The following is a 25,367-nucleotide window of genomic DNA, read 5'->3' as shown; positions in this document are numbered from 1 at the left end:
GTAGAGATGAAATATCAACTGATCATTTTTGACTGGGATGGCACCTTGATGGATTCCCAGGCGCGCATCGTGAGCTGTATGCAACGAGCAGCCCTGGCGGCAGGAGCCGGCTCCCTGTCATCGGAGGCGGTGCGTCATATCATCGGGCTGGGGCTACCGGAAGCGATTCTTGTGTTGTGTCCGTCGTTGTCTGCTCCTCAGCGTGAGGTCATGCGGCAGTATTACGCCGATTATTTCGTGGCAGCCGAGACGCATGATGCCCCGATGCAGTTCTTTCCGGGCGTCAGGCAGGGCCTGGACCGGTTGCACCGACAGCCTGGTCTGACGCTTGCGGTGGCTACGGGCAAGAGTAGACGCGGGCTCGATCGGCAGTTCGAAAGCCATGCCTGTGGGCACTGGTTTGCAGCCAGTCGGACGGCAGATCTTACCGAGTCAAAACCCTCACCGCTGATGCTTGAAGAGCTGCTGGAACAGCTGAATGTGCCGGTTGACAGGGCCTTGATGGTCGGTGACACCTCCTATGACCTTGAAATGGCACAGCGACTGGGCATGGATCGTGTGGCCATGACCTATGGGGTTCATGCCCCGGAAGTGTTGCGGCGTCATGCCCCGGTGTATGAAACGGCTGATTTTTCAGCGCTTGTGAACTGGATTGAGCGCGCCGTGTGATGGCGCTTTTTTTGCGTTATTTCTGGCCAATGGAGTGTATGGCATGAGCGATCATGATTCGTCTGACCCCTGGGCGGAAGGCCGCGATGAGCGGCCTGCACCGTCACGTTCACGGAGTGCCCCGGATGATCAGGCGCGGTTGATGGATCGCTGGGTGCAGGAAATTACGCGGGAGCAGCGTCGATCACGGCGCTGGAGGATCTTTTTTCGCCTTGTTTATATCGGCCTGTTCGGTCTGCTGGTATTCGGGGTTTACCGGGGCGTGGGGTCGCTTGATGTTGACGCGGGAGCCCGAGGTGGCGGCGGTCCGCATGTGGCTACCGTGCGGATCAATGGTGTGATCGATGCCGAGGGGCCGGCCAGTGCCGATACCGTGATCAAGGGATTGCATGATGCCTTTGATGACGAAAAGGCCCGAGCCATCGTACTGCGTATCAATAGTCCTGGTGGGTCGCCGGTGCAGTCTCAGCGCATCTATCAGGAAATTCGACGACTAAAGGGACACTCTCCCGACAGGCCGGTAGTGGCAGTCATCGAGGATATCGGGGCCAGTGGTGCCTATTACATCGCTGCGGCGGCCGATGATATCTATGCGGCGCCGGCCAGTCTGGTGGGCTCGATCGGTGTCATCTACTCGGGCTTTGGCTTCAAGGAGGCCATCGGTCGCCTGGGGGTAGAGCGGCGAGTCTTTACGGCGGGTGAAAACAAGGACCTGCTTGATCCCTTTCGAGATGTGACCCAGGCTCAGCGTGACTTCTGGAAAACCATTCTCGATACCACGCACCAGCAGTTCATCAATGATGTGAAGGCTGGTCGCGGTGATCGACTTGCCTCGGATCCTGCCCTTTTTTCCGGGCTGGTATGGACGGGAGAGCAGGCGCAGGTCAATGGCCTGACCGATGGAGTGGCCACCTTTGATCAGCTGATTCGTGACCGTTTCAGCGTGGAGCAGGCTGTTGACTATACCCTGTCACCGGATCCCCTTGAACGGCTGTCGCGCCAGCTGGGCCAGGTCGCGGCCCAGTGGCTTGGGATAGGCAGTCAGTCCACAGGGTCTCCTGTGCGTTATCAGGTGCCGTAAGCACTCTGTTCGCCGTCACGGCATGGCGAGCAGGGGGTCCATGCCGCTTTCGCGCAGCAGGCGGCACAGTGCAATGAGGGGCAGGCCGATCAGTGCGTTGGGGTCACGACCATCCAGTCGTTCGAACAGCGTGATACCCAGCCCCTCCATGCGAAAGCTTCCTGCGCAGTCAAGAGGGTGCTCACGGGCAAGATAGGCGTTGATTTCCTCTGCTGTGAGGTGTCTGAAGTAGACGTCAAAGGGCTCTGTATGGTGGCGCGCCATGCCTGCGGGATCGATGACGGTCAGGGCGGTCAGGAAGCGTACATGCTGGCCTGAAAATCGGCTGAGCTGGTCGAAGGCGGCGTCCATGTGGCCCGGCTTTCCGAGAATGCTGCCATCATGCAGGGCAATCTGATCACTGCCGACAATAATGCTGCCGGCATGAGGAATGGCCGTTTTTTCTGCCTTTTGTCGTGCCAGTCGAGCGACCAGTACTTCCGGGGGCTCGTCCCTGTGGGGTGTCTCATCGATGTCCGGTGAATGGCACTCGAAGGACGATGTTAGTCTCTCCAGTAACTGACGTCGCCAGGGTGAACTGGATGCCAGCACCAAACGAGGCCGTGCAGGGTGTGGGGCAGGGTGGTCGGTCATGGTATTTCCTTTTGAGGCGAATGCGCCCGGTGCCGGGGTTGAGCGCGATAGACTTTGACAGCGCCCGGGACAATCCCTATTATTGCGCGCCTATGTCAACCACACGATTGCCAAAGACCGTTGAGCCTTATCGGCTGGCCTCTCAGGGTGAACTCCTGAGCGGGTCTCTTCCGCTTGCCCATTTTTCGCGTTTGGTCGACGCGATTGGTGACCAGGTCAACGAGTGTCAGGTCGAACTGGTGTTCGGTATCGACATGCAGCGTCAACACTATATCGAAGGCCGGCTAAGGGCCGATGTTGATATGCGGTGTCAACGCTGCCTTCAGCCGCTTCCGGTATCACTGGACAGCTCGTTTCTGCTGGGGCTGGTGACCACTGACGAACTTGCAGCTCGCTTGCCGGGCCGCTACGAGCCGGTGTTTGTGGAAGACGAGCAGCTCGATCTGCTCCCGGTTGTTGAAGACGAGCTGTTGCTGACACTGCCTCAGGTCGTCTACCACGATGAGAGTGACTGCCCTGTTCGTCAGGAAGACCTCAAAAGTGGAGATGCCGATGCGGTCAGTGAAGAGACCAAACCCAATCCTTTCAGTGTGCTCGGCTCGCTGAAAGACAAACACTGATTTTTGTAATCACGACTGGAGACCTGTCATGGCTGTCCAAAAGAACCGCAAGACCCGTTCCAAGCGCGGCATGCGTCGCTCACACGACGCGCTGAGCGCACCTACTCTGACGGTAGACAAGGAAACCGGCACGACGCATCGTCGTCACCACGTCGCTCCTGACGGTTTCTACCGCGGGCGTCAGGTTGTCGAAATCGACGCATAATCGACACTGAGCGCACATCGGTGCGTATCGCTGTTGATGCCATGGGCGGGGACTTCGGTCCCCGCACTACTGTGCGCGGGGTGGCTCAGGCACTTGCCGCCAACGCCGAGTACAGCGCCACACTGTTTGGTCCCTCCGACGTCCTGTATCCCTTTCTGGAAGCTTTACCCGCTTCGCTACGCGATGCACGTGAGCGCATGTCCCTTGTGCATGCAGAGCATGTGGTGGGTGATGATGTCCGGCCTTCTCGGGTCCTGAGAGCTCCTGATACGTCAAGCATGCATCAATGCCTTCTCGCACTCAGTGATGGCAGGGCGCAGGCGTGTGTCAGTGGCGGGCATACCGGCGCACTGATGGCGTTGGCCCGTCACTATATCGGCATGAGTGCCGGGTTGGAGCGACCGGCGATCAGTGCCGCCATCCCCTCGGAGCGCGATGGGCGCTGTTACATGCTGGACCTTGGTGCCAATGTCGACTCGCCTCCTCGAAATCTTGCACAATTTGCACGGATGGGTGCTGCCATGGCCAGTATTGTTGATGGGCTGGCATGTCCGAGAGTGGCGCTTTTGAACGTAGGAGTCGAGCCAGGGCGTGGCGAGCGTCGTGTGCGGGATGTTGACGCACTGCTCAGATCCTCACCCTCAAGCGGTTTTGATTATGTGGGGTTTGTGGAGGGTGACGCCATATTTTCCGGCAAAGTGGATGTGGTGGTGTGCGACGGAGCGGTAGGTAATGTCGTGCTCAAGAGCAGTGAAGGGCTGGCACGAATGCTGGGCCAGCGACTTCAGCAGACATTCGAGCACAGCTGGCGTACGCGGTTGGTAAGCCTGCTGGCACGTCCTGCGCTGAGCCGCTTTCGCGAGGAGCTCGACCCGGTGCGCTACAATGGGGCCAGCTTTCTTGGTCTGGCCGGGACGGTGGTGAAAAGTCATGGCGGCGCGGATGCCCGGGGATTTTCCTTTGCGGTTCGTCGCGCGGCTCTGGAGGCCTCCCAGCGCTTGCCCGAGCGATTATCGGAGTGGCTTGTCGGGGAATAACGCAAGAACAAGGTTTTGCTCATGGGCAGGCTCGCGTATGATGCGCGCCGGTACGCTTTCCTGATCAATCAACTGATCAGGAAAGCGTATGGCGGGCCGCTGGCCCTGCTTCGGTATTCAACGAGAACAGATATAGGTGACTGTCATGACCAACTCTCTGGCCTTCGTGTTCCCCGGTCAGGGCTCTCAGCAGATTGGCATGCTCAGAGAGCTGGCCGAGCGCTACAGCGTGGTGCGAACGACCTTCGAGGAAGGTGCCCAGGCACTGGGCTATGACTTGTGGAACGTGGTTCAGGAAGGGCCTGCCGAGGCGCTTAACGAAACGGCCTGCACCCAGCCTGCACTGCTGACTGCCAGTGTGGCCATCTGGCGTGTGTGGCAGGAGCTTGAAGGCCCGCGCCCACATGTCATGGCGGGACACAGTCTCGGTGAGTACAGTGCCCTGGTCTGCTCTGGTGCTCTTGGCTTTGCTGACGCGGTTCGCCTGGTGCGCCGCCGGGGGGAGGCCATGCAGGCCGCGGTACCTCAGGGCGTTGGAGCCATGGCCGCCGTGCTGGGCCTGGATAATGCAACCGTGGAAGCGGCGTGTCATGATGCGTCTCAGGGTGAAATCGTTGCGGCGGTTAACTACAATGCGCCGGGTCAGGTAGTGATTGCCGGTAACCGTTCTGCCGTCGAACGTGCCATTGCCGCCTGTCAGGAAGCGGGTGCCAAGCGAGCCATCTCGCTGCCGGTCTCCGTACCATCCCATTGCGCGTTGATGGAGCCGGCCTCTCGAGTGCTGGCCGATGCCCTGGGTGACATGGATGTGCGGGTACCGCGTTACCAGGTGGTTCAGAATGTTGATGCGCTGGCGCCCGATAATACGGCGACGCTGTCCGACAATCTGGTTCAACAGCTTTACAAGCCGGTTCTATGGACCGACTGTGTCAATGCCATGGTAGAGCAGGGTGCCACGACCTTTATCGAATGTGGCCCCGGCAAGGTGTTGACAGGCCTTGGCAAGCGGATCAATCGTGGTATTCGCGGTCAGGCCATCAATGACCCGGAAAGTCTGGCCAGTGCGCTGGAGATGGCCCGGGAAAGCACAAGCGACAACAAGTGAGTCCTTCGAATGTCAGATGAACGCAAGGTAGCGCTGGTAACAGGTGCCAGTCGGGGTATTGGTCAGGCCATCGCCCGTCAGCTGGGGCAGCAGGGTTTCATCGTTATCGGTACTGCGACTACTGAAGACGGCGCTCGGCGGATCAGTGAGGATCTGGCGGCCCTGAATGTCGACGGTATGGGGCTGATGCTGGACGTTACCAGTGCCGAATCCATTGATGGCGTGCTGAAGCACATTGCCGAGACGCATGCTGCGCCGACGGTTCTGGTCAACAATGCCGGCATTACCCAGGACAACCTGCTGATGCGCATGAAGGAGCATGAGTGGGATTCGGTGATGGATACCAATCTCAAATCCGTCTACCGTGTTTCCAAGGCATGCCTGCGGGGCATGACGAAAGCACGATTTGGCCGTATTATCAGCATCAGCTCGGTCGTGGCCGCCTCTGGTAATCTGGGGCAGACCAACTATGCTGCCGCCAAGGCGGGCATGGAAGGGTTCTCCCGCTCGCTGGCGCGTGAAGTAGGCTCGCGGAACATTACCGTCAATTGCATTGCGCCCGGGTTCATTGCAACGGACATGACCGAGAAATTACCCGAAGAGCATCGTGAGGCGTTGTTGTCTCAGGTGCCGTTGTCCCGTCTGGGGCGGCCGGAAGAGATCGCGGCCGCCGTAGGCTTTCTTGCCAGTGATCAGGCAGGCTATATCACTGGTGAAACCATCCATGTCAATGGCGGCATGAATATGCGCTGATAACTGTGGCGGCGCGGTTGCGTCGTCCGGTGCCGGCCTATAAACTACCCGCTGATTTGAGCTAGCGGATTCGTCCTACTAGGAGTAACGAGATAATGAGTACCATCGAAGAGCGCGTAAAGAAAGTCGTAGCCGAACGGCTGAATGTCAAGGAAGACGAGATCCAGAACAGCTCTTCTTTCACCGAAGATCTTGGCGCGGACTCTCTGGACACCGTAGAACTGGTGATGGCGCTTGAAGAGGAATTTGATACTGAAATTCCCGACGAGGAAGCGGAAAAGATTACCACCGTGCAGGAAGCCATCGATTACATCAACGCTCATCAGTAAGCCGCGTTGAGCGCGTCGCTAGACGCCTGCAGGTGACGAAGCCGTTCTGGTAACAGAACGGCTTCGTCTTTATGTGGGCTTTAACGTGCGTGGCAAAGGTCAATGGAATGGCTGTCATCCAGTAAATCGATGAGGGCTGATTATCCCACCAGGCACAATTATCGGTATAATGCGTGGTTTGCTGTCGGCAGTTGTTGCTGCATGACATTTTTTCGCGGCCTGGTCCCGCAATCACTGGGTAGTTTGGAGGAGTAGCAATGTCTCGCAGAAGAGTCGTGGTGACCGGCCTTGGCATGCTGACACCCGTTGGCAACACGGTCGACGAGACATGGGCCAACATCAAGGCCGGCAAGAGTGGTATCGGCCCGATCGAGCATTTTGATGCCACAGGCTTCAATACTCGCTTCAGTGGTCCCATCCGGAATTTTGATGCTGGTGCCTATTTCAATCCCAAGGATGGCCGCAAGATGGACCTGTTCATCCAGTATGGAGTGGCGGCTGCCACGCAGGCCATTCAGGATTCGGGCATCGTGTGCACCGAGGACAACGCAGAGCGTATCGGTGTAGCCATTGGTTCCGGTATCGGCGGTTTGCCGATGATCGAGAATAACCATAACGCCATGCTCAAGGGCGGTGCCCGTCGTATTTCGCCCTTTTTTGTTCCCGGCTCGATCATCAACATGATCGCCGGGAATCTGGCGATCATGCACGGCTTCAAGGGCCCCAATATCGCGATCACGACGGCCTGCACGACAGGTACCCACAACATCGGGTACTCCGCGCGCACCATCGCCTACGGTGATGCTGATGTCATGGTCTGTGGCGGGTCGGAAATGGCATCTACGCCGCTGGGCATCGGGGGCTTCGGCTCGGCGCGAGCCCTGTCCACCCGCAATGATGATCCGCAGGCCGCCAGCCGGCCCTGGGACAGGGATCGTGATGGTTTTGTTCTTTCCGATGGTGCCGGCGTCATGGTGCTGGAAGAATATGAACATGCGCGTGCCCGTGGCGCGACGATCTATGCCGAGTTGACGGGCTTTGGCATGAGTGATGACGCCTATCACATTACTTCACCCAACGGCACCGGGGCCGGCCAGGCCATGCGCAAGGCGCTTCTGGATGCCGAAATCAATGGTGATCAGGTGGATTACATCAATGCTCATGGAACCTCGACTCAGGCAGGCGATGCGGCCGAGAGTCAGGCCATTGAAGCAGTGCTGGGTGATGCAGCATCACGGGTAGCGGTCAGTTCGACCAAGTCCATGATCGGCCATCTGCTGGGAGCAGCCGGCTCTGTCGAGGCCATTCTATCGGTACTGGCCATGCGTGATAATGTAGCGCCGCCGACCATTAACCTGGATAACCCGGGTGAGGGCTGCAATCTGGATTATGTGCCCCATACTGCGCGAGAAATGCGCATCGACCATGTGCTGACCAATTCCTTCGGGTTTGGCGGTACGAACGGGTCGCTGGTCTTCAGTCGGGTCTGATGAGCATGGGTGTTGTGGACGGGCCGTCCGGTGTCTCCTTTGGCGACCGTGGACTGGCTTACGGTGACGGGATGTTTGAAACCATCCTGGTACGTGACGGAACGCCCATGCTGTGGAAGTACCATGTCGCTCGCCTGCATGATGGCGGGCGCAGGCTGGGCATTTCACTGCCTTCTGAAAAGGCCCTGCACGACGCGATGGCCGCTGCCTGTAGTCAGGTGCAGGGCGATGCGGTCTTCAAGCTGATCGTGACACGTGGTGAAGGCGGACGAGGCTATCTTCCCCCATCGGTGGCCGAGCCGGCCTGGCAGTGTCGCGCCGTGCCTTTTGACGCGAATACTGCATGCTGGCAAGGCATCACGGCTCGCCTGTGTCATCTTGTGCTGTCGGACCAGCCTGCACTGGCAGGGATCAAGCACCTGAGTCGGCTCGAAAATGTCATGGCGCGTCGAGAGTGGACGGACCCACGAATTGCCGAGGGTCTGCTTCTTGATGCTCGGGGTGAGCTGGTGGAAGGCACCTGCATGAATGTAGCCTGGTGCGAGCAGGGGCAGTGGTTTACGCCCGGCCTTCGCCATAGTGGTGTTGCCGGTACGCTGCGAGCAGCGCTTCTGGATGCCGGCTTTTTGACCATCAGTGCGATAGATACCGCTGGTCTGAGCCATAGCGATGCGGTTGTGGTTTTCAATTCGGTGCAGGGCGTCTGGCCCCTTGAGCGGCTCATGGGCAGTGATGGGCAGTTGCTTGCCGAGTGGAATGACCTTGCCCTGCATCGTACCTTTCAGCATGACGCCCACCCCTTTCTGGGTTATCCCTCCTTGATACAGTGATGCCGTCCCATGCGATTTCTCAAATGGTGTTTGATTATTCTGGTTCTGGCTGGATTGACCGGTGCCAGTGCCTATGGCTGGTGGCGTTTTGTGCTGTCACAGCCAATAGCCCTTAAAAGCCCGACCGTCTTTGAAGTGACCCGGGGTGAGGGAGCGCGTCAGGTGCTGTCATCGCTTGAGCAGCAGGACATCATCAGTGCCGTCTGGCCTTACAAGGTGCTGGGGCTGCTGGAGCCTGACCGCCTTCGCAGGCTGCGAGCCGGTGAGTTCGAGGTGACGCCGGACATGACGGCCTACCAGTTGCTCGACAGGCTATCAAGCAACGAGGTGGTTACCTATCGCCTGACGATCCCGGAGGGCTGGACCTTTCATCAGATGCGTCAGTTGATCAATGGTGCCGACAAGCTGGATCACTCGACTCGCACTCTGGATGACAACGCTCTGATGGCCGAGCTGGGTCATGAGGGAATGAATCCGGAAGGGCGGTTTTTTCCCTCTACCTACCGGTTCCACAAGGGCACCAGCGATTTACACCTGTATCGTCAGGCATTTGCCCGCATGTCCGATGTGGTCGACAAGGCCTGGGCGGAGCGCGACAAGGATCTGCCGCTGACTTCGCCCTATGAAGCCCTGATTCTGGCTTCATTGATTGAAAAGGAAACCGGGGCTCCTGAAGAGCGACGTGAAATTGCTGGTGTGTTCGTGCGCAGACTTGAAAAGGGCATGCGGCTACAGACGGATCCCACGGTCATCTACGGGCTTGGAAAATCCTATAACGGGGATATTACCCGCGCGGATCTGAAGGGCATCACAGCATATAACACTTACGTCATCGACGGGCTGCCGCCTACGCCGATCGCGCTGCCCGGCAAGGCGGCCATCGATGCAGCAGTACATCCGCTGCCTGGATCATCGCTTTACTTTGTCGCAAAGGGCGGCGGCCGCCATCAGTTTTCCGATACGCTGGCCGAGCACAATCGGGCAGTACGACGTTATCAACTTGGTCAGGGCCAATAGTCATGAGCGCAGCACATGGTGGTTTCATTACGCTTGAAGGCTCTGAAGGGGTCGGCAAGACCACCAACATGACCTTTGTCTGTGATTACCTGGCGGCACAGGGGCTGGAAGTGGTCAGAACCCGGGAGCCGGGAGGAGCACCCCGGGCAGAGTCGATTCGTGCGTTGTTGCTTGATCCGTCGAACGATGAGCCACTGGATGACTGTGCCGAGCTGCTTCTGGTATTTGCCGCCAGGGCGCAGCATCTGAGCCAGGTTGTCCGTCCGGCCATGGCTCGGGGAGCCATTGTGGTCTGTGATCGTTTCACGGATGCGACTTACGCCTACCAGGGGGCTGCACGGGGAATGCCGAGCGCCTGGATTGATCAGCTTCGTGGCCTGGTGCATCCGGCCCTGACGCCGGACATCACGTTCCTGCTTGATATGCCGGTTGCTGACGCCGCGAACCGGGTCGCTGCACGAGGCGGGCAGACAGACCGCTTCGAGCAGGAGCGGGCGGCCTTTTTCGAGCAGGTTCGTCAGGGGTATCTGTCTCTTGCTGCACAGGAGCCTGGCCGCGTCAAGGTGATTGATGCGGCCAGGTCTCTCAAGGCCATCGAGCAGGACATCATGACCCATCTTGATCGACTGATACCATCATGGACGTAAGCCCCTACCCCTGGCAGCAGCCGCTTTTTGATCATTTTGCCGACGTGCTCGGTGACGGGCGTCTACCTCATGCCATCCTGCTGACCGGCCCCGAGGGGCTGGGAAAATCACAGCTGGTAAATGCACTGTCAGCGCGGCTTTTATGCCGGCGTGCTCAGGGGCATGCCGTGGCCTGCGGGGCGTGCCACGATTGCCGTATGCTGCTGGCAGGGCATCACCCGGATGTATTGCGGGTTCATCCTGCCGATAAGGGCAAAATGATCCGGGTAGATGCCGTTCGGGACATCAGTGCCTTTGTATCCCAGACCGCCCAGCAGGGCGGTTATCGCGTCATTGATCTTTCCCCCGCCGAGCGCATGAATACGGCGGCCGCCAATGCGCTGTTGAAAAGTCTGGAAGAGCCTGGGGCGCGCACGGTATTTCTGCTCTCTGCTGACATTGTGTCACGGGTGATGCCGACGATCCGCAGTCGCTGCCAGCAGTGGAAGCTGCCCCTGCCCGAACGACAGCAGGGGCTTGAGTGGCTGACTCGGCATGGAGATATGGATGCAGAGGAGGCGCTGTTCTGGTGGGATGTGGCTGGTGGTGTGCCCCTCCAGGCCAGAATGCTGGCCGAGCCGGAGCAGCGTCGATTGCGGCAGCAGCTTCAGGACAGCTTTGATGCCCTGATCCGAGGCGGAGACCCGGTAGCCGAGGCAGCCCGTCTTGACAAGGGGGCCCTGGGGTTGATTCTTCATTATGGGATTACCTGGCTTGAAGATCTGATTCGGCTGGGCACCTCGGGCGACGAAGCCGGGGTACGCAATCGGGATTTGATGCCGTTATATCGTCAGGCGATCAAGAATGGTCGCGTCAGAGACTGGTTCAAACTGCTGGACTACGCTCGCGAACAGCGTCGCCTGGTCGCTCGGGGCGCCAACCCCAATCCTCAGCTTGTGTATGAAGCCTGGCTGATTCGGTGGGCGGCGCTGCTGAGAAGCTGATGGCATCGTGACCACCGGATCATCAAGGAGTTTACCGTGAGCGCTCACAAGGCCCTGTCATTAACCTTTGATAGCCTGGATACCCTGCTGTCTGCCTATATGCCGTTTCTGGAGCGGGGTGGCCTGTTCGTGCCCACCAGGGACCGCTTTGAACTCGGCCAGCGTGTTTTTCTGTTGATTGTCCTTCCGGATACGGATAACCGTGTGCCGGTCTCCGGTACCGTAGCCTGGGTATCGCCGCCCGGAATGAGTGGCCGGCGCTTGCCCGGGATCGGCGTTCACCTGGATGCTTCCGAGCAGGGGCTGTGCAGTACGATCGAGCAGATGCTGGGTGACAGGCTCAACACGACTCACACCAGTTTCACGCTATAGCGCAATGTGCATCATGTCGGACGCGCCCGGGCCTGCGAGACGGCCTGCTGACCTGCTAGAATAGGGGCCTTGTTGAACAGCTAAAGGCCCGAATAATGACCCCTCAGGCGAACCCGATCACTCTGGTCGACTCCCATTGCCACCTCGATAAGCTGGATCTGACGCCCTATAACGGTGAGCTGGCCGGTGCGCTGGACGCCGCCAGGGACGCCGGTGTTCGACAGTTTCTGGCCATCGCCACGGATATTACCGATGCGCCGGCGATCGTCGAGATCAGTCGGGCTCATTCGGACGTGGTCTATGCCATTGGCGTGCACCCCCTGCGCACCCGTGATGAAGAAGCAAGCCTTGAGGCGCTCCGCGAGGCCGTGGATACCTTTGAGCCGGTTGCCGTCGGTGAAATCGGACTGGATTACATGGCGCCTGAAGGAAAGGCCCCTGGAGTACCGGTCGACGTTCAGCGTGAGCGCTTTGAACGCCATCTGGCCGTGGCACGTGAGGCGGAGCTGCCGGTAATCATTCATACGCGCGGTGCAAAGGAAGATACGCTGACGCTTTTGGAGAAGTATGTTGATCCGGCGGTGGGCGGCGTACTTCACTGCTTTACGGACGATCTTGATATGGCGCGGCGCGCCATACGGCTCGGCTTTTATATTTCCCTGTCCGGCATCGTGACCTTCAATCAGGCCGATAACGTGCGGGAGCTGGCTCGGCAGCTGCCGCTGGATCGTCTGTTGATCGAAACCGACAGCCCCTATCTGGCTCCCGTTCCTCACCGAGGCACATCCAACGAGCCTCGGCACGTTGTCGAAGTAGCCCGGATGATCGCCGAGGTGCGAGGCATCAGCATGGATGAAGTGGCGATGCAGACTTCCGCCAACTTTTATCACCTGTTCCGACATGCAGTGCCGCAGATGCCGGAAGACGTACAGTCCCGCCTTGGCCACATCAATCACACCATGAGCGCTTGAACAACGAGGCAGGGCTATCAACATGCTGGAACGAATTATTGCGCACCTGGATGGCCAGCCGGCAGCGGCCATTCCGCCCCTGATGGACTGGAATCCTCCGTTGACCGGTGACATGCCCCTGATCATCGATCACGACGGCCAGTGGTATCACGATGGCACGCTGATGACGCGGGAACCCCTGCGCCGGCTGCTGGCCACCCTGATGCGCCGCGAGAGTGATGGTGAGTTCTATCTCGTTACGCCGGTGGAAAAGTTGCGTATTCAGGTTGAAGACACTCCGTTTTATATCATGGATGCCACCTGTCGGGATGAGGGGTGGGAAGTGACCACTGATGTGGGTGATCGTTTCGTGCTGGATGACTCATATTGTTTGATGCTCGACGATTCCGACCGACCGCCCACGATGCCTGTACGGTTTGGCCTGACGGCCAGAGTGCACCGCAATGTCTTTTATCGCTGGGTCGACGACGCCATCTTCCGGGAGACCGACAGCCTGACCGAGTGTGGCGTCATGAGTCAGGGTATCTGGCAGTGTCTCGGGCGGATGGTTGACGGCACGTCATGACAGATCATTCGCCTGCGCCTGAGCTGACCTCCGAGCAGCAGCGCGTTATCAACCATGGTGACGGTCATGCACGCGTCACGGCCGTTGCCGGGGCAGGCAAGACCTCCACGATGGTCGCCCGGGTTGATGCGCTGTTGAATGACGGCGTTCCGCCCGAACGATTGCTGATTCTGATGTTCAACCGACAGGCCCGCGATGATTTTGCGGCCAAGCTGGCCACCCGACGCGGTCAGGCAAGCCGGTTGCCGCAGGTGCGAACCTTTCATTCCATTGGCCATCGCCTGACCCAGAGCCTGACTCGCTGGGGAGTGCTCGACCCGCGTCAGCTGCTTCAGGCGGACTGGCAGCGCGAGCGGTTGCTCAAGCAGGCCGTCGGTGAGGCTATCGGTGATGATCGCGCCACCCTGGAATGGGCACTCGAGCCGGAACGGCTGGAGGAATTCGGCCAGTTCTGTGCGCTTGTCAAGGCAGAGCTGTTAAGCCCGTCTTCGTTGTTTGAGCGTGATGGCTACAGCCGTGACAGCCGCTATTACATCGAGGCCTTTGACTACCTGCAGCAGCGCATGGCCGATCAGGGGCTCATGACCTATGACGACCTGCTGTATCGACCGCTGATGGCGCTGGAGGCGGACCCGGCGCTGGCTGCCCGGGTGCAGGGATTCATGGACCATATCATTATCGATGAATATCAGGACATCAACGAAGTCCAGTTACGGCTGCTCGCCAGTCTGGCCGGATCAAGGGCCCAGGTAATGGCTGTCGGGGATGCGGACCAGTGCATTTATGCCTGGCGCGGTGCGCGGCCGGACGCCATGCTGGACGGGTTTGCCCGGGTGTTTGGTGACAGCACGCCTTATGCCCTGTCCCGGACCTTTCGCCATGGCCACCGCCTCGCGCTGCTGGCCAACCATGCCATTCGTGCCAACGAGCGGGCTGATCGCCCCTTGTGCCTGGCGGCAGAGGGCACCCCGACAACCACGCTGGCCGTAGCCGGATCGCTGGATGCGATCATTGCCTCGCTGGGCAGAAGTGCAGCCTTCGAGCAGTGTGCGATTCTGGTGCGTCACTGGTCACTCAGCGTGCCGGTACAGCTTCAGCTGTTGCGGGCCGGTATTCCCTTCCAACTGGGGCGTCAGGAGCGATTCGTGTTTCGTCTGCCGCTGGTGCAGGCTCTGGCGGGATATATCGAGCTGGCGAGCGAGCCCTCGCTGCTGGCTGACCCGGCACATGTTGAATTGCTGTTTTCCCAGCCGACCCCCTTCGTGGCGCGAGAGCGACTGACCATGCTGTGTGAGGCTCTGGCCCGACGAGGTGAGTGGTTTGCGCGAAACGATGCCCAGCTGAGTGGGCTGTCGCGCGGGCAGCAGCGCACGCTCAAGAAACGCTGGGAGCTGCTGGTGGAGCTTGCCCGGGTGGCGGGGCGCTGGACACCGGCGACGGTACTGACGCATGTCATTGATACACTGGATGCACATAAACTGCTGAAGCGCGCTGCGGCTCGCCCTGACAAGGGCGAGGAAGATGTGCGGCTACTGGATGTACTGGTGGAGCAGGCTCAGGCCATGGCGGATGATCCGGCCGGCTTTGTCGCCATGCTCAAGGCACCGGTAGAAGATCAGCCCGGCGGAGTGATCATTTCCACCGTGCATGGGGCCAAGGGACTCGAGTGGGACCAGGTATTTGTGTATGGCCTCAACGAAGAGGACTTCCCCTTTTATCATCGCGAAAGCCCGTTGACGCCAGCGCGTCTTGAAGAAGAGCGTCGGCTTTATTACGTGGCAGTCACGCGGGCACGAGCGTCATTGATGCTGGTTCATGATGGTGTCGGTCATCGCCCGAGCCGGTTCATTGCAGAAAGTGCCTGGCAGGAGTGTGACCGAATCGGGGGATTGATGGCGCCTGATGCCGTGGTGCCTGATGAGCTTCCGGTCGAGGAGCCGGCTCTGGTAAGGCGCTATCTGGCTGTTTGTGGCATGGAAAAGCCTCATGTGGCACCCCATCCATCCACGGCCGACGGTAGCCGGACAGTTTCCCTGCGCAATGATACTGACTGGCCCCCCGGACAGCGGGTGGATCATCGCATTTTCGGAACCGGGACCATTCAGCACGTGAGTGGGGAAGGGGAGCGCCGTGTATTGACGGTTCAGTTCGATACGGCAGGGACACGAAAACTGATCGCGGCGCAGGCGCCTCTGTCCCTCCTGTCGCCCTGAAACAGGGCATTGCTGCTCCGCCTGTAACGCCGTCAGGCGGGGCAGCATGCTCTGGGCCTCACATGTTGGGGTAGTTCGGACCTCCGCCACCTTCGGGCGCCACCCAGGTAATATTCTGGGCGGGATCCTTGATATCACAGGTCTTGCAGTGCACGCAGTTCTGGAAGTTGATCTGAAACCGTGGTGCGTCTTCGCTGTCTTCCACGACCTCATACACACCTGCCGGGCAGTAGCGGACCGCGGGTTCGGCGTACTCGGGCATATTGACCTGTATGGGAATGCTCGGGTCAGTCAGCTTGAGATGGCAGGGCTGGTCTTCATCGTGATTGGTGTTGGATAGATACACCGATGATGTCCTGTCGAAGGACAGGATGCCGTCCGGTTTCGGGTAGTCGATGGGTTCGCATCGCACCTGACGTTGCAGTCTGGCGTAATCCGGCGTGCGGTCATGCAGGGTAGGCAGCCTGCCATTGAGAGCCTGGTCCAGTGTATTGAATGCACCGCCCAGAACGGTACCCAGCCGGTGGATGGCCGGGCCGAAGTTGCGCGCTGTGTAAAGCTCTTCATGAAGCCAGCTTTGTTCAACGCGGGTCTTGTAACCTTCCAGTAACCTGCCGCCGCTGTCTCCCTTGCTGAGCGCGTCGAAAACACTTTCGGCGGCCAGCATGCCGGACTTCATGGCGGTATGCAGCCCCTTGATCTTGGCAAAGTTCAGCGTGCCGGCGTCACAACCGATCAGCAGGCCGCCTGGAAAGGCCATGTCCGGCAGGCAGTTATACCCGCCCTTGGTGACTGCACGAGCCCCATAGGCGACACGTGTGCCGCCCCTGAGGTGCTTGCTGATGACAGGGTGGTGTTTCAGGCGCTGCATTTCGTCGAACGGGGATACCCAGGGGTTTTCGTAGTCAAGATCGACAAAGAATCCCACCATGACCTGTTGATTATCGCCATGGTAAAGAAACCCGCCCCCATGGGCATGACCTTCGGTAGGCCAGCCAGTGGTGTGAATTACTCGGCCCGGCTGGTGGTGCTCGGCCGGAATGTCCCACAGCTCCTTGATGCCAAGGGCATAATGCTGCGGATCCTTGCCGGCATCCAGTGCATAGCGGGATATCACCTGCTTGCCCAGATGGCCACGGGCCCCTTCGGCAAACAGTGTGTATTTCCCTCTAATGCCCATACCCGGCATATAGGTCTCTCTGGGCTCGCCGGCCTGGTTCACTCCCATGTCGCCAGTCAGCACTCCCTGAACTTCGCCGTTTTCGCCCAGCAGAAGCTCCTGAGCGGCAAAGCCTGGAAAAATATCCACTCCCAGCGATTCGGCCTGTTCTGCAAGCCAGCGGCACAGGTTGCCTGCACTGATCACATAGTTGCCATCATTGAGCATGGTGCGTGGCACCGCTATATGGGGGAGGCGAGTGGCGTCCTGTTCATCCTTCAGCAGAAAGATGTCGTCGCTACTGACCGGGATGGTCAGCGGTGCCTGGCGGGCTTCCCAGTCAGGAAACAGCTCATCCAGCGCCCGAGGCTCGAATACAGCTCCGGAGAGAATATGAGCGCCTGTTTCGGCCCCCTTTTCCAGCACACAGACCGACAGCTCCGTCCCGGCTTCACTGGCCTGTTGCATCAGGCGACAGGCGGCCGATAACCCTGCTGCTCCGGCACCAATGATGACAACATCAAACTCCATGTATTCGCGTTCGGCGTCCAACAGGTGATCTCCTTGCCATGTGCGCTCTTGTCGGCATGGCATGTCTTTTATAATGAGGCACCTGCCCCCATTCGGTGTAAACGGCCTGTTAACCGGTGCCATGTTACACTTCAGGGCCATGACAATGGCGAACAGGCACAGCAGGCGTGCTCAAATAAGGTAAGTTGGTGTCATTGTGGCATTTTTTCTGATCGGGCGGGAGTGGCGGCGCGGCCCTGATGGCCGTTGCAAGGCCCTTTCCCGTCAGATGACAGTCGCCGATATCGGCTCGATGTGGCGTAATTTATTCGGGTTTTTCCCTCACGCTGGAACTGCTTTTCTTATAAGGCATTTCGGCCTACTTGAAAGAACGAGGACATCATGAAAGTACTCGTCGCGGTGAAACGCGTCATCGATTACAACGTCAAGGTGCGGGTCAAGCCCGATCATTCCGATGTGGATTTGACCAACGTCAAAATGGCGATGAACCCGTTTTGCGAAATTGCGGTGGAAGAAGCCATTCAGCTCAAGGAGCGTGGCGTAGCTTCCGAGGTTGTCGCAGTCACCATCGGCCCGAAAGCCGCTCAGGAGCAGTTGCGCACTGCCCTGGCGCTGGGCGCGGATCGTGCCATTCATCTGGAAACCGATGAGCGGGTCGAATCGCTGGCAGTGGCACGGCTGTTGAAATCGGTTATCGACGAAGAGCAGCCGGAACTTGTGCTTCTTGGCAAACAGGCCATCGATTCCGATAACAACCAGACCGGGCAGATGCTTGCCGCGCTGATGGACTGGCCGCAGGCTACCTTTGCTTCCAGAGTCCTCATCGAAGATGGCAAGGCCACGGTAACCCGGGAAATCGATGGCGGCCTGCAGACCATTGCGCTCGATCTTCCGGCGATCATTACGTCTGACCTGCGCCTGAACGAGCCTCGTTATGCCAAGCTGCCTGACATCATGAAAGCGAAGAAAAAACCGCTGGATGTTCGTTCCGTTGCAGATTCAGGGGTGGATATTGCACCGCGTACACGGCTTCTTCGGGTCGAAATGCCTGCGGAGCGCCAGGCCGGTGAGCGTGTCGAAAGCGTTGATGCGCTGCTTGATAAACTGAAAAACGAAGCAAAGGTGATTTGATGGCAACCCTGATTTTCGCAGAACACCTTGGAGGCGATCTGGACCCGGCCACTGCGCGTGTAGTGGCGGCCGCGAAACGGCTGGGTGGTGACATCGATATTGTCCTGCTGGGGCAGAACATGACCAATGCCGCTGCGCAGGCCGCCGCGCTTGAGGGTGTATCACGCGTGCGTGTGGCAGACAATGAAGCCTTTGCCCATCCGCTGGCGGAAAATACGGCGCAGGTACTGGCGGGACTGTCGGATGAGTACAGTCACATCCTGGCTGCGGCCTCGACCAGCGGCAAGAACATCCTGCCGCGGCTGGCCGCGCTCAAGAACGTCGAGCCCCTGTCGGACGTCATCGATATCGAGTCCGAGGATACCTTCAAGCGGCCGATTTATGCTGGCAGCGCGATTGCCACCGTACAAAGCCTGGATGCTCTCAAGGTGCTGAGTATTCGTACGACAGCCTTTGATCCGGTGGGTGAGCAGTCTGCTGCGGCTATCGACACGCTGGCAGTGGTTGAAGTGGCCCGCGGCGTGCGATTCGTCGATGAAGTCCGCCCGGAAGGTGAGCGTCCGGAACTTGCCGGCGCCCGCGTTGTGGTTTCCGGGGGCCGAGGCATGGGTAATGGCGACAACTTCCGGTTGATCGAAGCCGTGGCCGACAAGCTTGGTGCTGCCATCGGCGCGTCACGTGCGGCCGTGGATGCCGGGTTTGTTCCCAACGATATGCAGGTCGGTCAGACCGGCAAGGTCGTGGCACCGGAGCTTTATATCGCCGTTGGTATTTCCGGGTCGATTCAGCATCTGGCCGGCATGAAGGATTCCCGCGTTATCGTGGCGATCAACAGCGACGATGAAGCGCCGATCTTCAACGTGGCAGATTATGGCCTGGTCGGTGACCTGTTTACCGTCCTGCCGGAGCTTGCCGAGAAGCTTTGAATAAGCTGCAGTGTTGAAAAAGGCATGCCCCCTGGGGCATGCCTTTTTTTTGCCTGCGTGGCCGAGATGACATTAATCATCGCGGTAATTGATAATTGTTATTGTTTGTATTAGCGTATCGACTGCTTGCAGGGAGCATCACGCGTACATCGTGATGCACGCCAGAATCTTTGATGACCATGAGTCGGGAGACGCACGTGAAGGGTCGTGTATTCAACGGGCAGATGCTTGCCCTGGTCGGCGCGCTGGGTCTTGCCACGCTGTCGATGCCTGCCGTGGGGGCACCGACCACATTGCGTGATGCGACATCGGCCCATCAGGCCGAGCAGCAGCGTCTGCAGCACGCGATCGATACCGCAGATGACAGCACTCGCGCCCTTTTGGTATCGCTTCGGGATGCCGAGCAGTCCATTCATCGTCTGGACAGCTACAACGCCTCGCTCGAGGCACAGGTTGAAGACCAGTCTCGACGTATTGCACGCCAGAAGGCCGAGTTGGCCCAGGCGGGGGATATCAGGGAGGCTCTTCCCGGGGAACTTGCCTCACTCACTCACAGGCTGCGTGCGATGGTCGCGGCAGACCTTCCCTTTCGCCACGACGAACGTCTGGCACGCCTCGACAGCCTGGATAGCATGCTGGGCAGTGCATCAATGTCGGACGGCCAGAAACTCAAGCGCATCCTGAGTGTATGGCGCTCCGAGATCGATTACGGCAGTACGCTGGACAGCTGGCGTGGCAAGCTTGACGGTGCAGACAAGACCGAGCGTCAGGTGCAGTTTGTTCGTCTTGGGCGCGTCGGCTACTACTACCTGAGTCTGGATGGGGATGAGGGCGGTGTCTGGCAGGGCAAGGGCTGGCAGCCGCTGGACCATGAAGCCCTGTCCAGTCTGCGTCATGCCGTGCGCATGGCCCATGACCAGCAGGCACCCGAACTTCTGACGCTGCCCCTGTCGTTGCCGGTGTCTGCATCGACGGCCTCTACCGATACATCGTCTTCCGGAGGTGGTGCATGACGCGCCCAGGCTGGATGCTGCTGGCAGGCAGCGTACTCATGAGTATCAGTGTGGCGGCAACGGCCGCACCGAGTTCACTGGATGAGGCCATTACCCGCTTCAATCAACAGGCCGATGAGGCCGAGTCGCGGGACCAGGCGCGGCTGGATGCGCTGGTCGCCGACCGATCGAAACTGACGACGGCGCTTGAAAAGGCAAGGGCGGCCCGTGATCAGGCCAAAACGCGACAGACCGAGCTTGAGCGCCGCTTTGACAGCCAGCAGAAAACACTTGATGAGTTGCGTGATGAGCGAGCTGAAAAGGGGGCAGGCGTCAGTGAGGTCGCTCACACGCTGTCCGGCCAGATTGACAAGCTGGCAGGCTCGCTCAAGGGCAGCTGGGTAGTGGCACTCTATCCCTCACTGGTGCCTTCTCGTCCCGGCGACGATGCCCTGCCGAGCGCTGAAACCTTCCAGACCCTGGGTCAGCAACTGTCAGGGCTGATGGCTCGTACCGGTCAGGTCAGCCTGGCACCGCGGCCGGTCGCCGGGCCGGACGGCACCGTATCGGCGCAGCCGGTCATGCAGCTTGGCAACATCATGAGCTTCACGGCCGGGCACCTGCTGAGCCCCCCTCAATCAGGACAGCCACTGATAGTCGCGCCTCGAACCCCGTCCGATGTGGCTGATCGACTGACCGCCTTCATTGATAAGCGTCAGGGCGCTGTCCCGGTGGATGCCTCCGGCGGTGACATCGTCAAGGCGCTGGCAGATCAGCCCGGGCTGATGGAGCGGCTGAAGCAGGGCGGTATCGTGGGCTATATCACGCTGGCGCTAGGTGCCGTGGGGTTGCTGGTGGCCCTGGTGCAGTGGCTTTATCTACAGCGAATCAGTCTGGGTGTGCGGCGTCAGATCAAACAGCTCGACCAGCCGAAGGATGATAATCCACTGGGGCGAGTACTGGCTCGCTTCAAGGGCGTTCATGCCGGCAGTGAGCCCGAGGCTCTGGAGGCGCGGCTGGATGAGCTCTTGCTGGCCGAGCAGCCGGTCATCGAACGAGGCCAGTCTCTGGTCAAATTGATTGCCGCCATCGCGCCCTTGATGGGCCTGCTGGGCACCGTGACGGGCATGATCGGCACCTTTCAGTCGATTACCGTGTTCGGCAGCAGTGATCCGAAACTGATGGCCGGCGGTATTTCCCAGGCACTTATCACCACGGTGATCGGTCTGGTGGTGGCGATTCCGGTGCTGTTTGCTCACACGGGCCTTACCTCGCGCAGTCGCAAGGTGCTGAATGTTCTGGAAGGGCAGGCCAGTGCCCATCTGGCCGAACGGCTTGAACGTCCCGCCGACCGAAATGCGACCGGGGGCGCTCATGTCCCCTCTGCTTGACCCGATTGCACGGTTGAGTGATGCCGGTGGCCCGGTGCTGGTATTGATCATGCTCGTGGCCATGTTGTTGTTTGCACTGGCGCTGGAGCGCTGGATCTACTGGCGTCTGGGGTATCGACGTGACCGCAGGGCTCTTCTGACACGCTGGCAGGCACGTCAGGACCACGTCAGCTGGAGTGCCCGTACACTGCGAACCTGCTGGAGCGACGAGTTGCTTGGCACCCTGCGTGGCAGTCTGCCCTGGCTCAAGGTGCTGGTGGCGCTGTGCCCGCTGCTCGGGCTGCTGGGCACGGTCACCGGCATGATTCAGGTCTTTGATACCTTGTCCCTGTCCGGGACCGGTCAGTCACGTGCGATGTCCGATGGCGTTGCGCGTGCCACCCTGCCGACGCTTGCCGGCATGGCCGTTGCGGTAGTGGGTCTGCTGTTTGCCGGCCATTTTGAACATATTGTCCGGCGTGAAGGCCAGCGGCTGCATGACCGCATGGCACGAGCCATCGAGGAGCGAGTAGATGCGTAGACGTCGTCGGCAGCTGCAGGAAGATACCACCGCCGGGGTCGACCTGACTCCGATGCTGGATGTGGTGTTCATCATGCTGATCTTCTTCATTGTGACCACAAGCTTCGTGAAGGAAAGCGGGGTAGATATCGAGCGACCTGAAGCCAGCGGGGCGACGGCGCAACCCAGTGCGCAGGTCATGGTGGCCATTACATCCGAGGGTGCGCTGTGGCTTGACGGTGAAACCATCAACCCCGATCAGGTCGGCTCGGCGGTGGCTCAGGCCGTGAAGCGCAGTGGTGGTGGCGTCGTCGTACAGGCCGACCGGCGCTCTCGGACTGGCTTGCTGGTTGAAACCATGGATGCCATCCGTCAGGCCGGAGTCGATGATATCGCAGTTGCCGCAACCCGGAGTGGTTCATGATGGCAGGGCGTCGACTCGGTGCGCTGATCGGAGGGGCCGTTCTGGCGTTGTGCCTGTTCTATTTGCTGGCCCTGCTGGTGGCGCCGCCGGAATCTCTCAGTGAGCCGCCACCGCGTCTTTCGGTATCAATGGTAGAGGCACCGCAGGATCAAAAGGCCAGGGGAGACGCTCATTCTTCGCGAGCGCAGCAACGGCCTGCGCCACCGCCCGCGGCGCCGCCACGTCCGGAAGCCCGGCCGGCACCGGCGCCGGATGTACAAAGTAGCGTATCGGTACCACCGACTCCGACGCCCCCGGTATCGCCCAAGGTGTCGCCTTCCAGAACAGCTGCGCCGTCGCTGAGTGTGGCAAAGGCGCCGCCGACGCCCAGCCCGTCCCCTGCGCCTGCCCAGGATCCGTCACCTTCATCGGCACCTGCCGCGGCAGCGGGCGGGCAGAAAAGTGACAGTACTGCCATGCAAAGCGGTGCCGCCGAGCCCACGCGCAAGGTGCTGCCGGATTACCCCCGCCGTGCACGGCTGCGAGGTACGGAAGGATATGTCGAACTGCAGTATGTGATCCTGCGCAGCGGGCGGGTTGATCGCGCATCCATCAAGGTGCTGGAGTCTCGACCGGGATCCACCTTTGACGATGCGGCGCTTGAGGCGGTGGCGCAGTGGCAGTATCCAAGGCGGCCACAGCCGATGCGTACCCGCCAGCGCATTGAATTCAAGTTGCGAGGTTGATCCGATGAAGGTGTTGCGCGTTGCATTGCTGCTGGTGGCCGGACTTGTCTGTGTCGGACCGGTACTGGCAGACGGGCCGGCCCTGCCGGAGGCGACGGTGACCCGAATCCAGTCGCTTGAGGGCACGCTGGACCGTCATCCGGCGCGTGTCATTGAGCAGGCACGTCGAGCCCTCGGTGAGTTATCCTCCAGTCGTCAGGATCAATGGGTACAGGCGCTTTACTGGCAATTGATGGCCAGAGCCTTTGCTGCTCAGGGCAAGGCAGAGCAGGCGGCAGAGTATTTCAACCGGGCTCGCAACAATGACGTCGCGCCGATCGCACTGCGCAGGAACTGGCTGCGTGAGGCTGCACGCTGGACGCTTGCGGCCGGTGACACGGCGCGTGGTCGTGCCCTGTTCGAACGTTGGGCCGGTCAGAGTACGCCCTCCGCTCAGGATCTCTGGACCCTGGTTGAGCTGGCGGTACAGGCCAGAGACTGGTCTGGCGCTTCGCACTGGCTATCACGTGCGACGCAGGCCGGTATTGCAATGACGTCAGAACGTAGTGCACTTGCGCAGGCGATTTATCAGCACAGTGGCGATGCGGGTAATGCCCAGCGGCTGGTTCAGCGTGATATTGATCGCACGCCTGATGACCCGATGGTATGGAAGCGTGGTGTGGCGCTTTACCAGCAGATGAATCAACCCGGCAGGGCTGCAGCCCTTTGGGAGGCCGGCTGGCGTCGGGGAGTGCTGAGCGGGGCCGAGGCGCTGGAAACGCGGATCAGGTTGCACCTGGCGGGCGGGACGCCGGCACGCGCTGCCGAATATCTTCAGCAGGCTCTGAAGGAGGGCATCCTGCCCTCCGATGAGGCTCACTTGCGTCAGCTGGCGGATGCCTGGACAGCGGCCAGGGCCAGACACCAGGCGCTCACTGCCTGGCAGTCACTCTCCGAGCATACCCGGGCTCCAGTGGACTGGTCACAGATGGGCGAGCTGGCGTATCAGTGGGGGCAGTGGGACCTGGTCGTTACGGCCATGACCCGTGCACGTGCAGCCGGGCTTGAGCATGTGGGGCGCAGCTGGTTGTTGCAGGCCGTAGCCGAGTCTACAGCGGGCCGCCACCAGCAGGCACTGGCCGCGCTTGATAAAGCCGTCAGCGCGGGTAACGGGGAAATCAGGCAGCAGGCGCTTGCCTGGAGAAAGGCACTGACGCCGTCTAAAAGCGGTGCCGGCAGTGCCTGACGTGGCTTACAGTGTCAGGTCCGTCCAGACCGGTGCGTGGTCAGAGGGTTTTTCCAGTGCCCGGCCCGCATAGTCAATGCCTGACGCGGTGACCCTGGTTTTCAGTGCCTCGCTGACCATGATCAAATCGATTCGAAGGCCCCGTTTCGGGTCTCGGTCGAACCCCTTCGAGCGATAATCAAACCAGCTGAAGTAGTCGGTGCTGTGTGGATGGCATAGGCGATAGCTGTCACTGAGGCCCAGTGCATACAGTCGGTCCATCCACGCCCGTTCCTCGGGCTGAAAGCTGGTCTTTCCTTCTCGCAGCCAGCGTTTTCGATTGGCTTCACCGATACCGATGTCCAGATCCTGCGGGGAGATGTTGTAATCGCCCATCACTATCACCCTGTCGTTTGGCTGGTGGTAGTGTTCCAGCAGGGCAAACAACTGGGAATAATAGCGCCGCTTGTGCGGAAACTTCTTCGGGTGATCCAGACTTTCGCCCTGGGGGAAATAGCCGTTCCAGATGGTGACCGGCCCATCCTTGGCAGACAGCGTAACGCCGATCATGCGGCGCTGATCATCACTTTCATGAGCACCGATGTCGGGTTTGATCGTGTCCGGGAAGCCATAGTGGACCTCCAGGGCCGGCTCGCGCGTCAGTAGCGCCACACCGTAATGGCCCTTCTGGCCGAAGTAGTAGACATGGTAACCCAGCGCCTCGATATGCTCTCGCGGAAACTCGCTGTCCTGCACCTTTGTTTCCTGTAGACCGATAACGTCCGGGTCCAGAGTATTCTTCAGGTGCTCGAGCTGATGCGGCCGGGCGCGTACGCCATTGATATTGAAGGAAACAACACGCATG

At 59.8% G+C, this 25,367-nt stretch carries 28 protein-coding genes; 25 read left to right on the top strand and 3 right to left on the bottom strand.

The window, feature by feature from the left end:
* Positions 1–6 precede the first annotated feature (6 nt).
* Positions 7–669: an HAD-IA family hydrolase gene (locus OQ287_RS05435; protein WP_265895782.1), complete on the top strand. Its 663-nt coding sequence runs from the start codon at positions 7–9 to the stop codon at positions 667–669.
* A 43-nt stretch (positions 670–712) separates the two neighbouring features.
* Complete coding sequence (sppA, locus tag OQ287_RS05430; protein WP_265895781.1) at positions 713–1,750, top strand: signal peptide peptidase SppA; 1,038 nt, start codon at positions 713–715, stop codon at positions 1,748–1,750.
* Positions 1,751–1,765: 15 nt separating this feature from the next.
* On the opposite strand, the gene OQ287_RS05425 is transcribed toward sppA, so the two are convergent.
* On the bottom strand, positions 1,766–2,383 hold the full coding sequence (locus OQ287_RS05425) for a Maf family protein (protein WP_265895780.1): 618 nt from the start codon (positions 2,381–2,383) through the stop codon (positions 1,766–1,768).
* Between the two features lie 92 nt (positions 2,384–2,475).
* On the opposite strand from OQ287_RS05425, the gene OQ287_RS05420 reads away from it, so the two are divergent.
* The 15 genes from OQ287_RS05420 (at position 2,476) to OQ287_RS05350 (ending at position 15,520) form a co-directional block, all read left to right on the top strand.
* On the top strand, positions 2,476–3,003 hold the full coding sequence (locus OQ287_RS05420) for a YceD family protein (RefSeq protein ID WP_250937448.1): 528 nt from the start codon (positions 2,476–2,478) through the stop codon (positions 3,001–3,003).
* A 28-nt stretch (positions 3,004–3,031) separates the two neighbouring features.
* Positions 3,032–3,208, top strand: a complete 177-nt coding sequence (gene rpmF, locus OQ287_RS05415; protein WP_250937446.1) for a 50S ribosomal protein L32 — start codon at positions 3,032–3,034, stop codon at positions 3,206–3,208.
* A 20-nt stretch (positions 3,209–3,228) separates the two neighbouring features.
* Positions 3,229–4,245 (top strand): phosphate acyltransferase PlsX, encoded by a 1,017-nt coding sequence (gene plsX / locus OQ287_RS05410; RefSeq protein WP_265895779.1) that lies wholly within the window; start codon positions 3,229–3,231, stop codon positions 4,243–4,245.
* 145 nt (positions 4,246–4,390) lie between these two features.
* Positions 4,391–5,350 carry an ACP S-malonyltransferase gene (gene fabD / locus OQ287_RS05405; protein WP_265895778.1) on the top strand — a complete coding sequence of 320 codons (960 nt, stop codon included), beginning with the start codon at positions 4,391–4,393 and terminating at the stop codon, positions 5,348–5,350.
* A 9-nt stretch (positions 5,351–5,359) separates the two neighbouring features.
* The gene (gene fabG / locus OQ287_RS05400) at positions 5,360–6,103 is read left to right on the top strand and encodes a 3-oxoacyl-ACP reductase FabG (RefSeq protein WP_250937439.1); all 744 of its coding nucleotides are present in this window, start codon (positions 5,360–5,362) and stop codon (positions 6,101–6,103) included.
* 95 nt (positions 6,104–6,198) lie between these two features.
* Positions 6,199–6,432 (top strand): acyl carrier protein, encoded by a 234-nt coding sequence (gene acpP, locus OQ287_RS05395; protein ID WP_250937436.1) that lies wholly within the window; start codon positions 6,199–6,201, stop codon positions 6,430–6,432.
* A gap of 257 nt (positions 6,433–6,689) precedes the next feature.
* The gene (gene fabF / locus OQ287_RS05390) at positions 6,690–7,922 is read left to right on the top strand and encodes a beta-ketoacyl-ACP synthase II (protein ID WP_265895777.1); all 1,233 of its coding nucleotides are present in this window, start codon (positions 6,690–6,692) and stop codon (positions 7,920–7,922) included.
* Between the two features lie 5 nt (positions 7,923–7,927).
* Entirely contained in the window at positions 7,928–8,752 is an 825-nt protein-coding gene (pabC, locus tag OQ287_RS05385) for an aminodeoxychorismate lyase (protein ID WP_265895776.1), read from the top strand.
* 9 nt (positions 8,753–8,761) lie between these two features.
* Entirely contained in the window at positions 8,762–9,769 is a 1,008-nt protein-coding gene (gene mltG, locus OQ287_RS05380; RefSeq protein ID WP_250937428.1) for an endolytic transglycosylase MltG, read from the top strand.
* A gap of 2 nt (positions 9,770–9,771) precedes the next feature.
* Positions 9,772–10,416 carry a dTMP kinase gene (tmk, locus tag OQ287_RS05375; RefSeq protein WP_265895775.1) on the top strand — a complete coding sequence of 215 codons (645 nt, stop codon included), beginning with the start codon at positions 9,772–9,774 and terminating at the stop codon, positions 10,414–10,416.
* The gene (locus tag OQ287_RS05370) at positions 10,407–11,399 is read left to right on the top strand and encodes a DNA polymerase III subunit delta' (RefSeq protein ID WP_250937423.1); all 993 of its coding nucleotides are present in this window, start codon (positions 10,407–10,409) and stop codon (positions 11,397–11,399) included. Before tmk ends, OQ287_RS05370 begins: the two co-directional genes overlap by 10 nt.
* Before the next feature lie 36 nt (positions 11,400–11,435).
* Positions 11,436–11,771, top strand: coding sequence for a PilZ domain-containing protein (locus OQ287_RS05365; RefSeq protein ID WP_250937421.1), 336 nt, complete (start codon positions 11,436–11,438; stop codon positions 11,769–11,771).
* Positions 11,772–11,866: 95 nt separating this feature from the next.
* Complete coding sequence (locus OQ287_RS05360) at positions 11,867–12,742, top strand: TatD family hydrolase (protein WP_250937418.1); 876 nt, start codon at positions 11,867–11,869, stop codon at positions 12,740–12,742.
* Between the two features lie 22 nt (positions 12,743–12,764).
* Positions 12,765–13,307, top strand: coding sequence for a DUF1285 domain-containing protein (locus OQ287_RS05355; RefSeq protein WP_250937416.1), 543 nt, complete (start codon positions 12,765–12,767; stop codon positions 13,305–13,307).
* Positions 13,304–15,520 carry an ATP-dependent helicase gene (locus OQ287_RS05350; RefSeq protein ID WP_265895774.1) on the top strand — a complete coding sequence of 739 codons (2,217 nt, stop codon included), beginning with the start codon at positions 13,304–13,306 and terminating at the stop codon, positions 15,518–15,520. Before OQ287_RS05355 ends, OQ287_RS05350 begins: the two co-directional genes overlap by 4 nt.
* 58 nt (positions 15,521–15,578) lie before the next feature.
* On the opposite strand, the gene OQ287_RS05345 is transcribed toward OQ287_RS05350, so the two are convergent.
* Positions 15,579–17,234, bottom strand: a complete 1,656-nt coding sequence (locus OQ287_RS05345) for an electron transfer flavoprotein-ubiquinone oxidoreductase (protein ID WP_265895907.1) — start codon at positions 17,232–17,234, stop codon at positions 15,579–15,581.
* Between the two features lie 357 nt (positions 17,235–17,591).
* Here OQ287_RS05345 and OQ287_RS05340 point away from each other — a divergent pair, with 357 nt between their 5' ends.
* The 8 genes from OQ287_RS05340 to OQ287_RS05305 all read left to right on the top strand — a co-directional run bounded on the left by OQ287_RS05340 (position 17,592) and on the right by OQ287_RS05305 (position 24,523).
* The gene (locus tag OQ287_RS05340) at positions 17,592–18,341 is read left to right on the top strand and encodes an electron transfer flavoprotein subunit beta/FixA family protein (protein WP_250937412.1); all 750 of its coding nucleotides are present in this window, start codon (positions 17,592–17,594) and stop codon (positions 18,339–18,341) included.
* Positions 18,341–19,267 carry an electron transfer flavoprotein subunit alpha/FixB family protein gene (locus tag OQ287_RS05335; protein ID WP_265895773.1) on the top strand — a complete coding sequence of 309 codons (927 nt, stop codon included), beginning with the start codon at positions 18,341–18,343 and terminating at the stop codon, positions 19,265–19,267. Before OQ287_RS05340 ends, OQ287_RS05335 begins: the two co-directional genes overlap by 1 nt.
* Before the next feature lie 197 nt (positions 19,268–19,464).
* Entirely contained in the window at positions 19,465–20,280 is an 816-nt protein-coding gene (locus OQ287_RS05330) for a DUF3450 domain-containing protein (RefSeq protein ID WP_250937408.1), read from the top strand.
* Positions 20,277–21,650, top strand: coding sequence for a MotA/TolQ/ExbB proton channel family protein (locus OQ287_RS05325; RefSeq protein ID WP_250937406.1), 1,374 nt, complete (start codon positions 20,277–20,279; stop codon positions 21,648–21,650). Before OQ287_RS05330 ends, OQ287_RS05325 begins: the two co-directional genes overlap by 4 nt.
* On the top strand, positions 21,634–22,170 hold the full coding sequence (locus OQ287_RS05320; protein ID WP_250937404.1) for a MotA/TolQ/ExbB proton channel family protein: 537 nt from the start codon (positions 21,634–21,636) through the stop codon (positions 22,168–22,170). The genes OQ287_RS05325 and OQ287_RS05320 overlap by 17 nt, the downstream gene beginning before the upstream one ends.
* Complete coding sequence (locus OQ287_RS05315; RefSeq protein WP_265895772.1) at positions 22,163–22,573, top strand: ExbD/TolR family protein; 411 nt, start codon at positions 22,163–22,165, stop codon at positions 22,571–22,573. Before OQ287_RS05320 ends, OQ287_RS05315 begins: the two co-directional genes overlap by 8 nt.
* Positions 22,570–23,298 (top strand): energy transducer TonB, encoded by a 729-nt coding sequence (locus OQ287_RS05310; protein WP_265895771.1) that lies wholly within the window; start codon positions 22,570–22,572, stop codon positions 23,296–23,298. Before OQ287_RS05315 ends, OQ287_RS05310 begins: the two co-directional genes overlap by 4 nt.
* A gap of 4 nt (positions 23,299–23,302) precedes the next feature.
* Positions 23,303–24,523: a tetratricopeptide repeat protein gene (locus tag OQ287_RS05305; RefSeq protein ID WP_265895770.1), complete on the top strand. Its 1,221-nt coding sequence runs from the start codon at positions 23,303–23,305 to the stop codon at positions 24,521–24,523.
* 6 nt (positions 24,524–24,529) lie between these two features.
* Here the strand turns inward: OQ287_RS05305 and xthA are convergent, their stop codons facing one another.
* Positions 24,530–25,366, bottom strand: a complete 837-nt coding sequence (gene xthA, locus OQ287_RS05300) for an exodeoxyribonuclease III (RefSeq protein WP_265895769.1) — start codon at positions 25,364–25,366, stop codon at positions 24,530–24,532.
* Position 25,367: the final 1 nt, after the last annotated feature.

The organism is Larsenimonas rhizosphaerae, from assembly GCF_026240105.1.
GTDB classification, from domain to species: Bacteria; Pseudomonadota; Gammaproteobacteria; order Pseudomonadales; family Halomonadaceae; genus Larsenimonas; species Larsenimonas rhizosphaerae.
The sequence above is the reverse complement of the archived record's forward strand: the minus strand, read 5'-3'. Positions and strand labels throughout refer to the sequence as shown.

What these genes read in the sequence shown, in the direction of transcription:
- OQ287_RS05435 (WP_265895782.1), top strand. Translation starts at nt 7, where the DNA reads ATGAAATATCAACTGATCATTTTTGACTGGGATGGCACCTTGATGGAT.
- sppA (WP_265895781.1), top strand. Translation starts at nt 713, where the DNA reads ATGAGCGATCATGATTCGTCTGACCCCTGGGCGGAAGGCCGCGATGAG.
- OQ287_RS05425 (WP_265895780.1), bottom strand. Translation starts at nt 2,383, where the DNA reads ATGACCGACCACCCTGCCCCACACCCTGCACGGCCTCGTTTGGTGCTG.
- OQ287_RS05420 (WP_250937448.1), top strand. Translation starts at nt 2,476, where the DNA reads ATGTCAACCACACGATTGCCAAAGACCGTTGAGCCTTATCGGCTGGCC.
- rpmF (WP_250937446.1), top strand. Translation starts at nt 3,032, where the DNA reads ATGGCTGTCCAAAAGAACCGCAAGACCCGTTCCAAGCGCGGCATGCGT.
- fabD (WP_265895778.1), top strand. Translation starts at nt 4,391, where the DNA reads ATGACCAACTCTCTGGCCTTCGTGTTCCCCGGTCAGGGCTCTCAGCAG.
- fabG (WP_250937439.1), top strand. Translation starts at nt 5,360, where the DNA reads ATGTCAGATGAACGCAAGGTAGCGCTGGTAACAGGTGCCAGTCGGGGT.
- acpP (WP_250937436.1), top strand. Translation starts at nt 6,199, where the DNA reads ATGAGTACCATCGAAGAGCGCGTAAAGAAAGTCGTAGCCGAACGGCTG.
- fabF (WP_265895777.1), top strand. Translation starts at nt 6,690, where the DNA reads ATGTCTCGCAGAAGAGTCGTGGTGACCGGCCTTGGCATGCTGACACCC.
- pabC (WP_265895776.1), top strand. Translation starts at nt 7,928, where the DNA reads ATGGGTGTTGTGGACGGGCCGTCCGGTGTCTCCTTTGGCGACCGTGGA.
- mltG (WP_250937428.1), top strand. Translation starts at nt 8,762, where the DNA reads ATGCGATTTCTCAAATGGTGTTTGATTATTCTGGTTCTGGCTGGATTG.
- tmk (WP_265895775.1), top strand. Translation starts at nt 9,772, where the DNA reads ATGAGCGCAGCACATGGTGGTTTCATTACGCTTGAAGGCTCTGAAGGG.
- OQ287_RS05370 (WP_250937423.1), top strand. Translation starts at nt 10,407, where the DNA reads ATGGACGTAAGCCCCTACCCCTGGCAGCAGCCGCTTTTTGATCATTTT.
- OQ287_RS05360 (WP_250937418.1), top strand. Translation starts at nt 11,867, where the DNA reads ATGACCCCTCAGGCGAACCCGATCACTCTGGTCGACTCCCATTGCCAC.
- OQ287_RS05355 (WP_250937416.1), top strand. Translation starts at nt 12,765, where the DNA reads ATGCTGGAACGAATTATTGCGCACCTGGATGGCCAGCCGGCAGCGGCC.
- OQ287_RS05350 (WP_265895774.1), top strand. Translation starts at nt 13,304, where the DNA reads ATGACAGATCATTCGCCTGCGCCTGAGCTGACCTCCGAGCAGCAGCGC.
- OQ287_RS05340 (WP_250937412.1), top strand. Translation starts at nt 17,592, where the DNA reads ATGAAAGTACTCGTCGCGGTGAAACGCGTCATCGATTACAACGTCAAG.
- OQ287_RS05335 (WP_265895773.1), top strand. Translation starts at nt 18,341, where the DNA reads ATGGCAACCCTGATTTTCGCAGAACACCTTGGAGGCGATCTGGACCCG.
- OQ287_RS05325 (WP_250937406.1), top strand. Translation starts at nt 20,277, where the DNA reads ATGACGCGCCCAGGCTGGATGCTGCTGGCAGGCAGCGTACTCATGAGT.
- OQ287_RS05320 (WP_250937404.1), top strand. Translation starts at nt 21,634, where the DNA reads ATGTCCCCTCTGCTTGACCCGATTGCACGGTTGAGTGATGCCGGTGGC.
- OQ287_RS05315 (WP_265895772.1), top strand. Translation starts at nt 22,163, where the DNA reads ATGCGTAGACGTCGTCGGCAGCTGCAGGAAGATACCACCGCCGGGGTC.
- OQ287_RS05310 (WP_265895771.1), top strand. Translation starts at nt 22,570, where the DNA reads ATGATGGCAGGGCGTCGACTCGGTGCGCTGATCGGAGGGGCCGTTCTG.
- OQ287_RS05305 (WP_265895770.1), top strand. Translation starts at nt 23,303, where the DNA reads ATGAAGGTGTTGCGCGTTGCATTGCTGCTGGTGGCCGGACTTGTCTGT.
- xthA (WP_265895769.1), bottom strand. Translation starts at nt 25,366, where the DNA reads ATGCGTGTTGTTTCCTTCAATATCAATGGCGTACGCGCCCGGCCGCAT.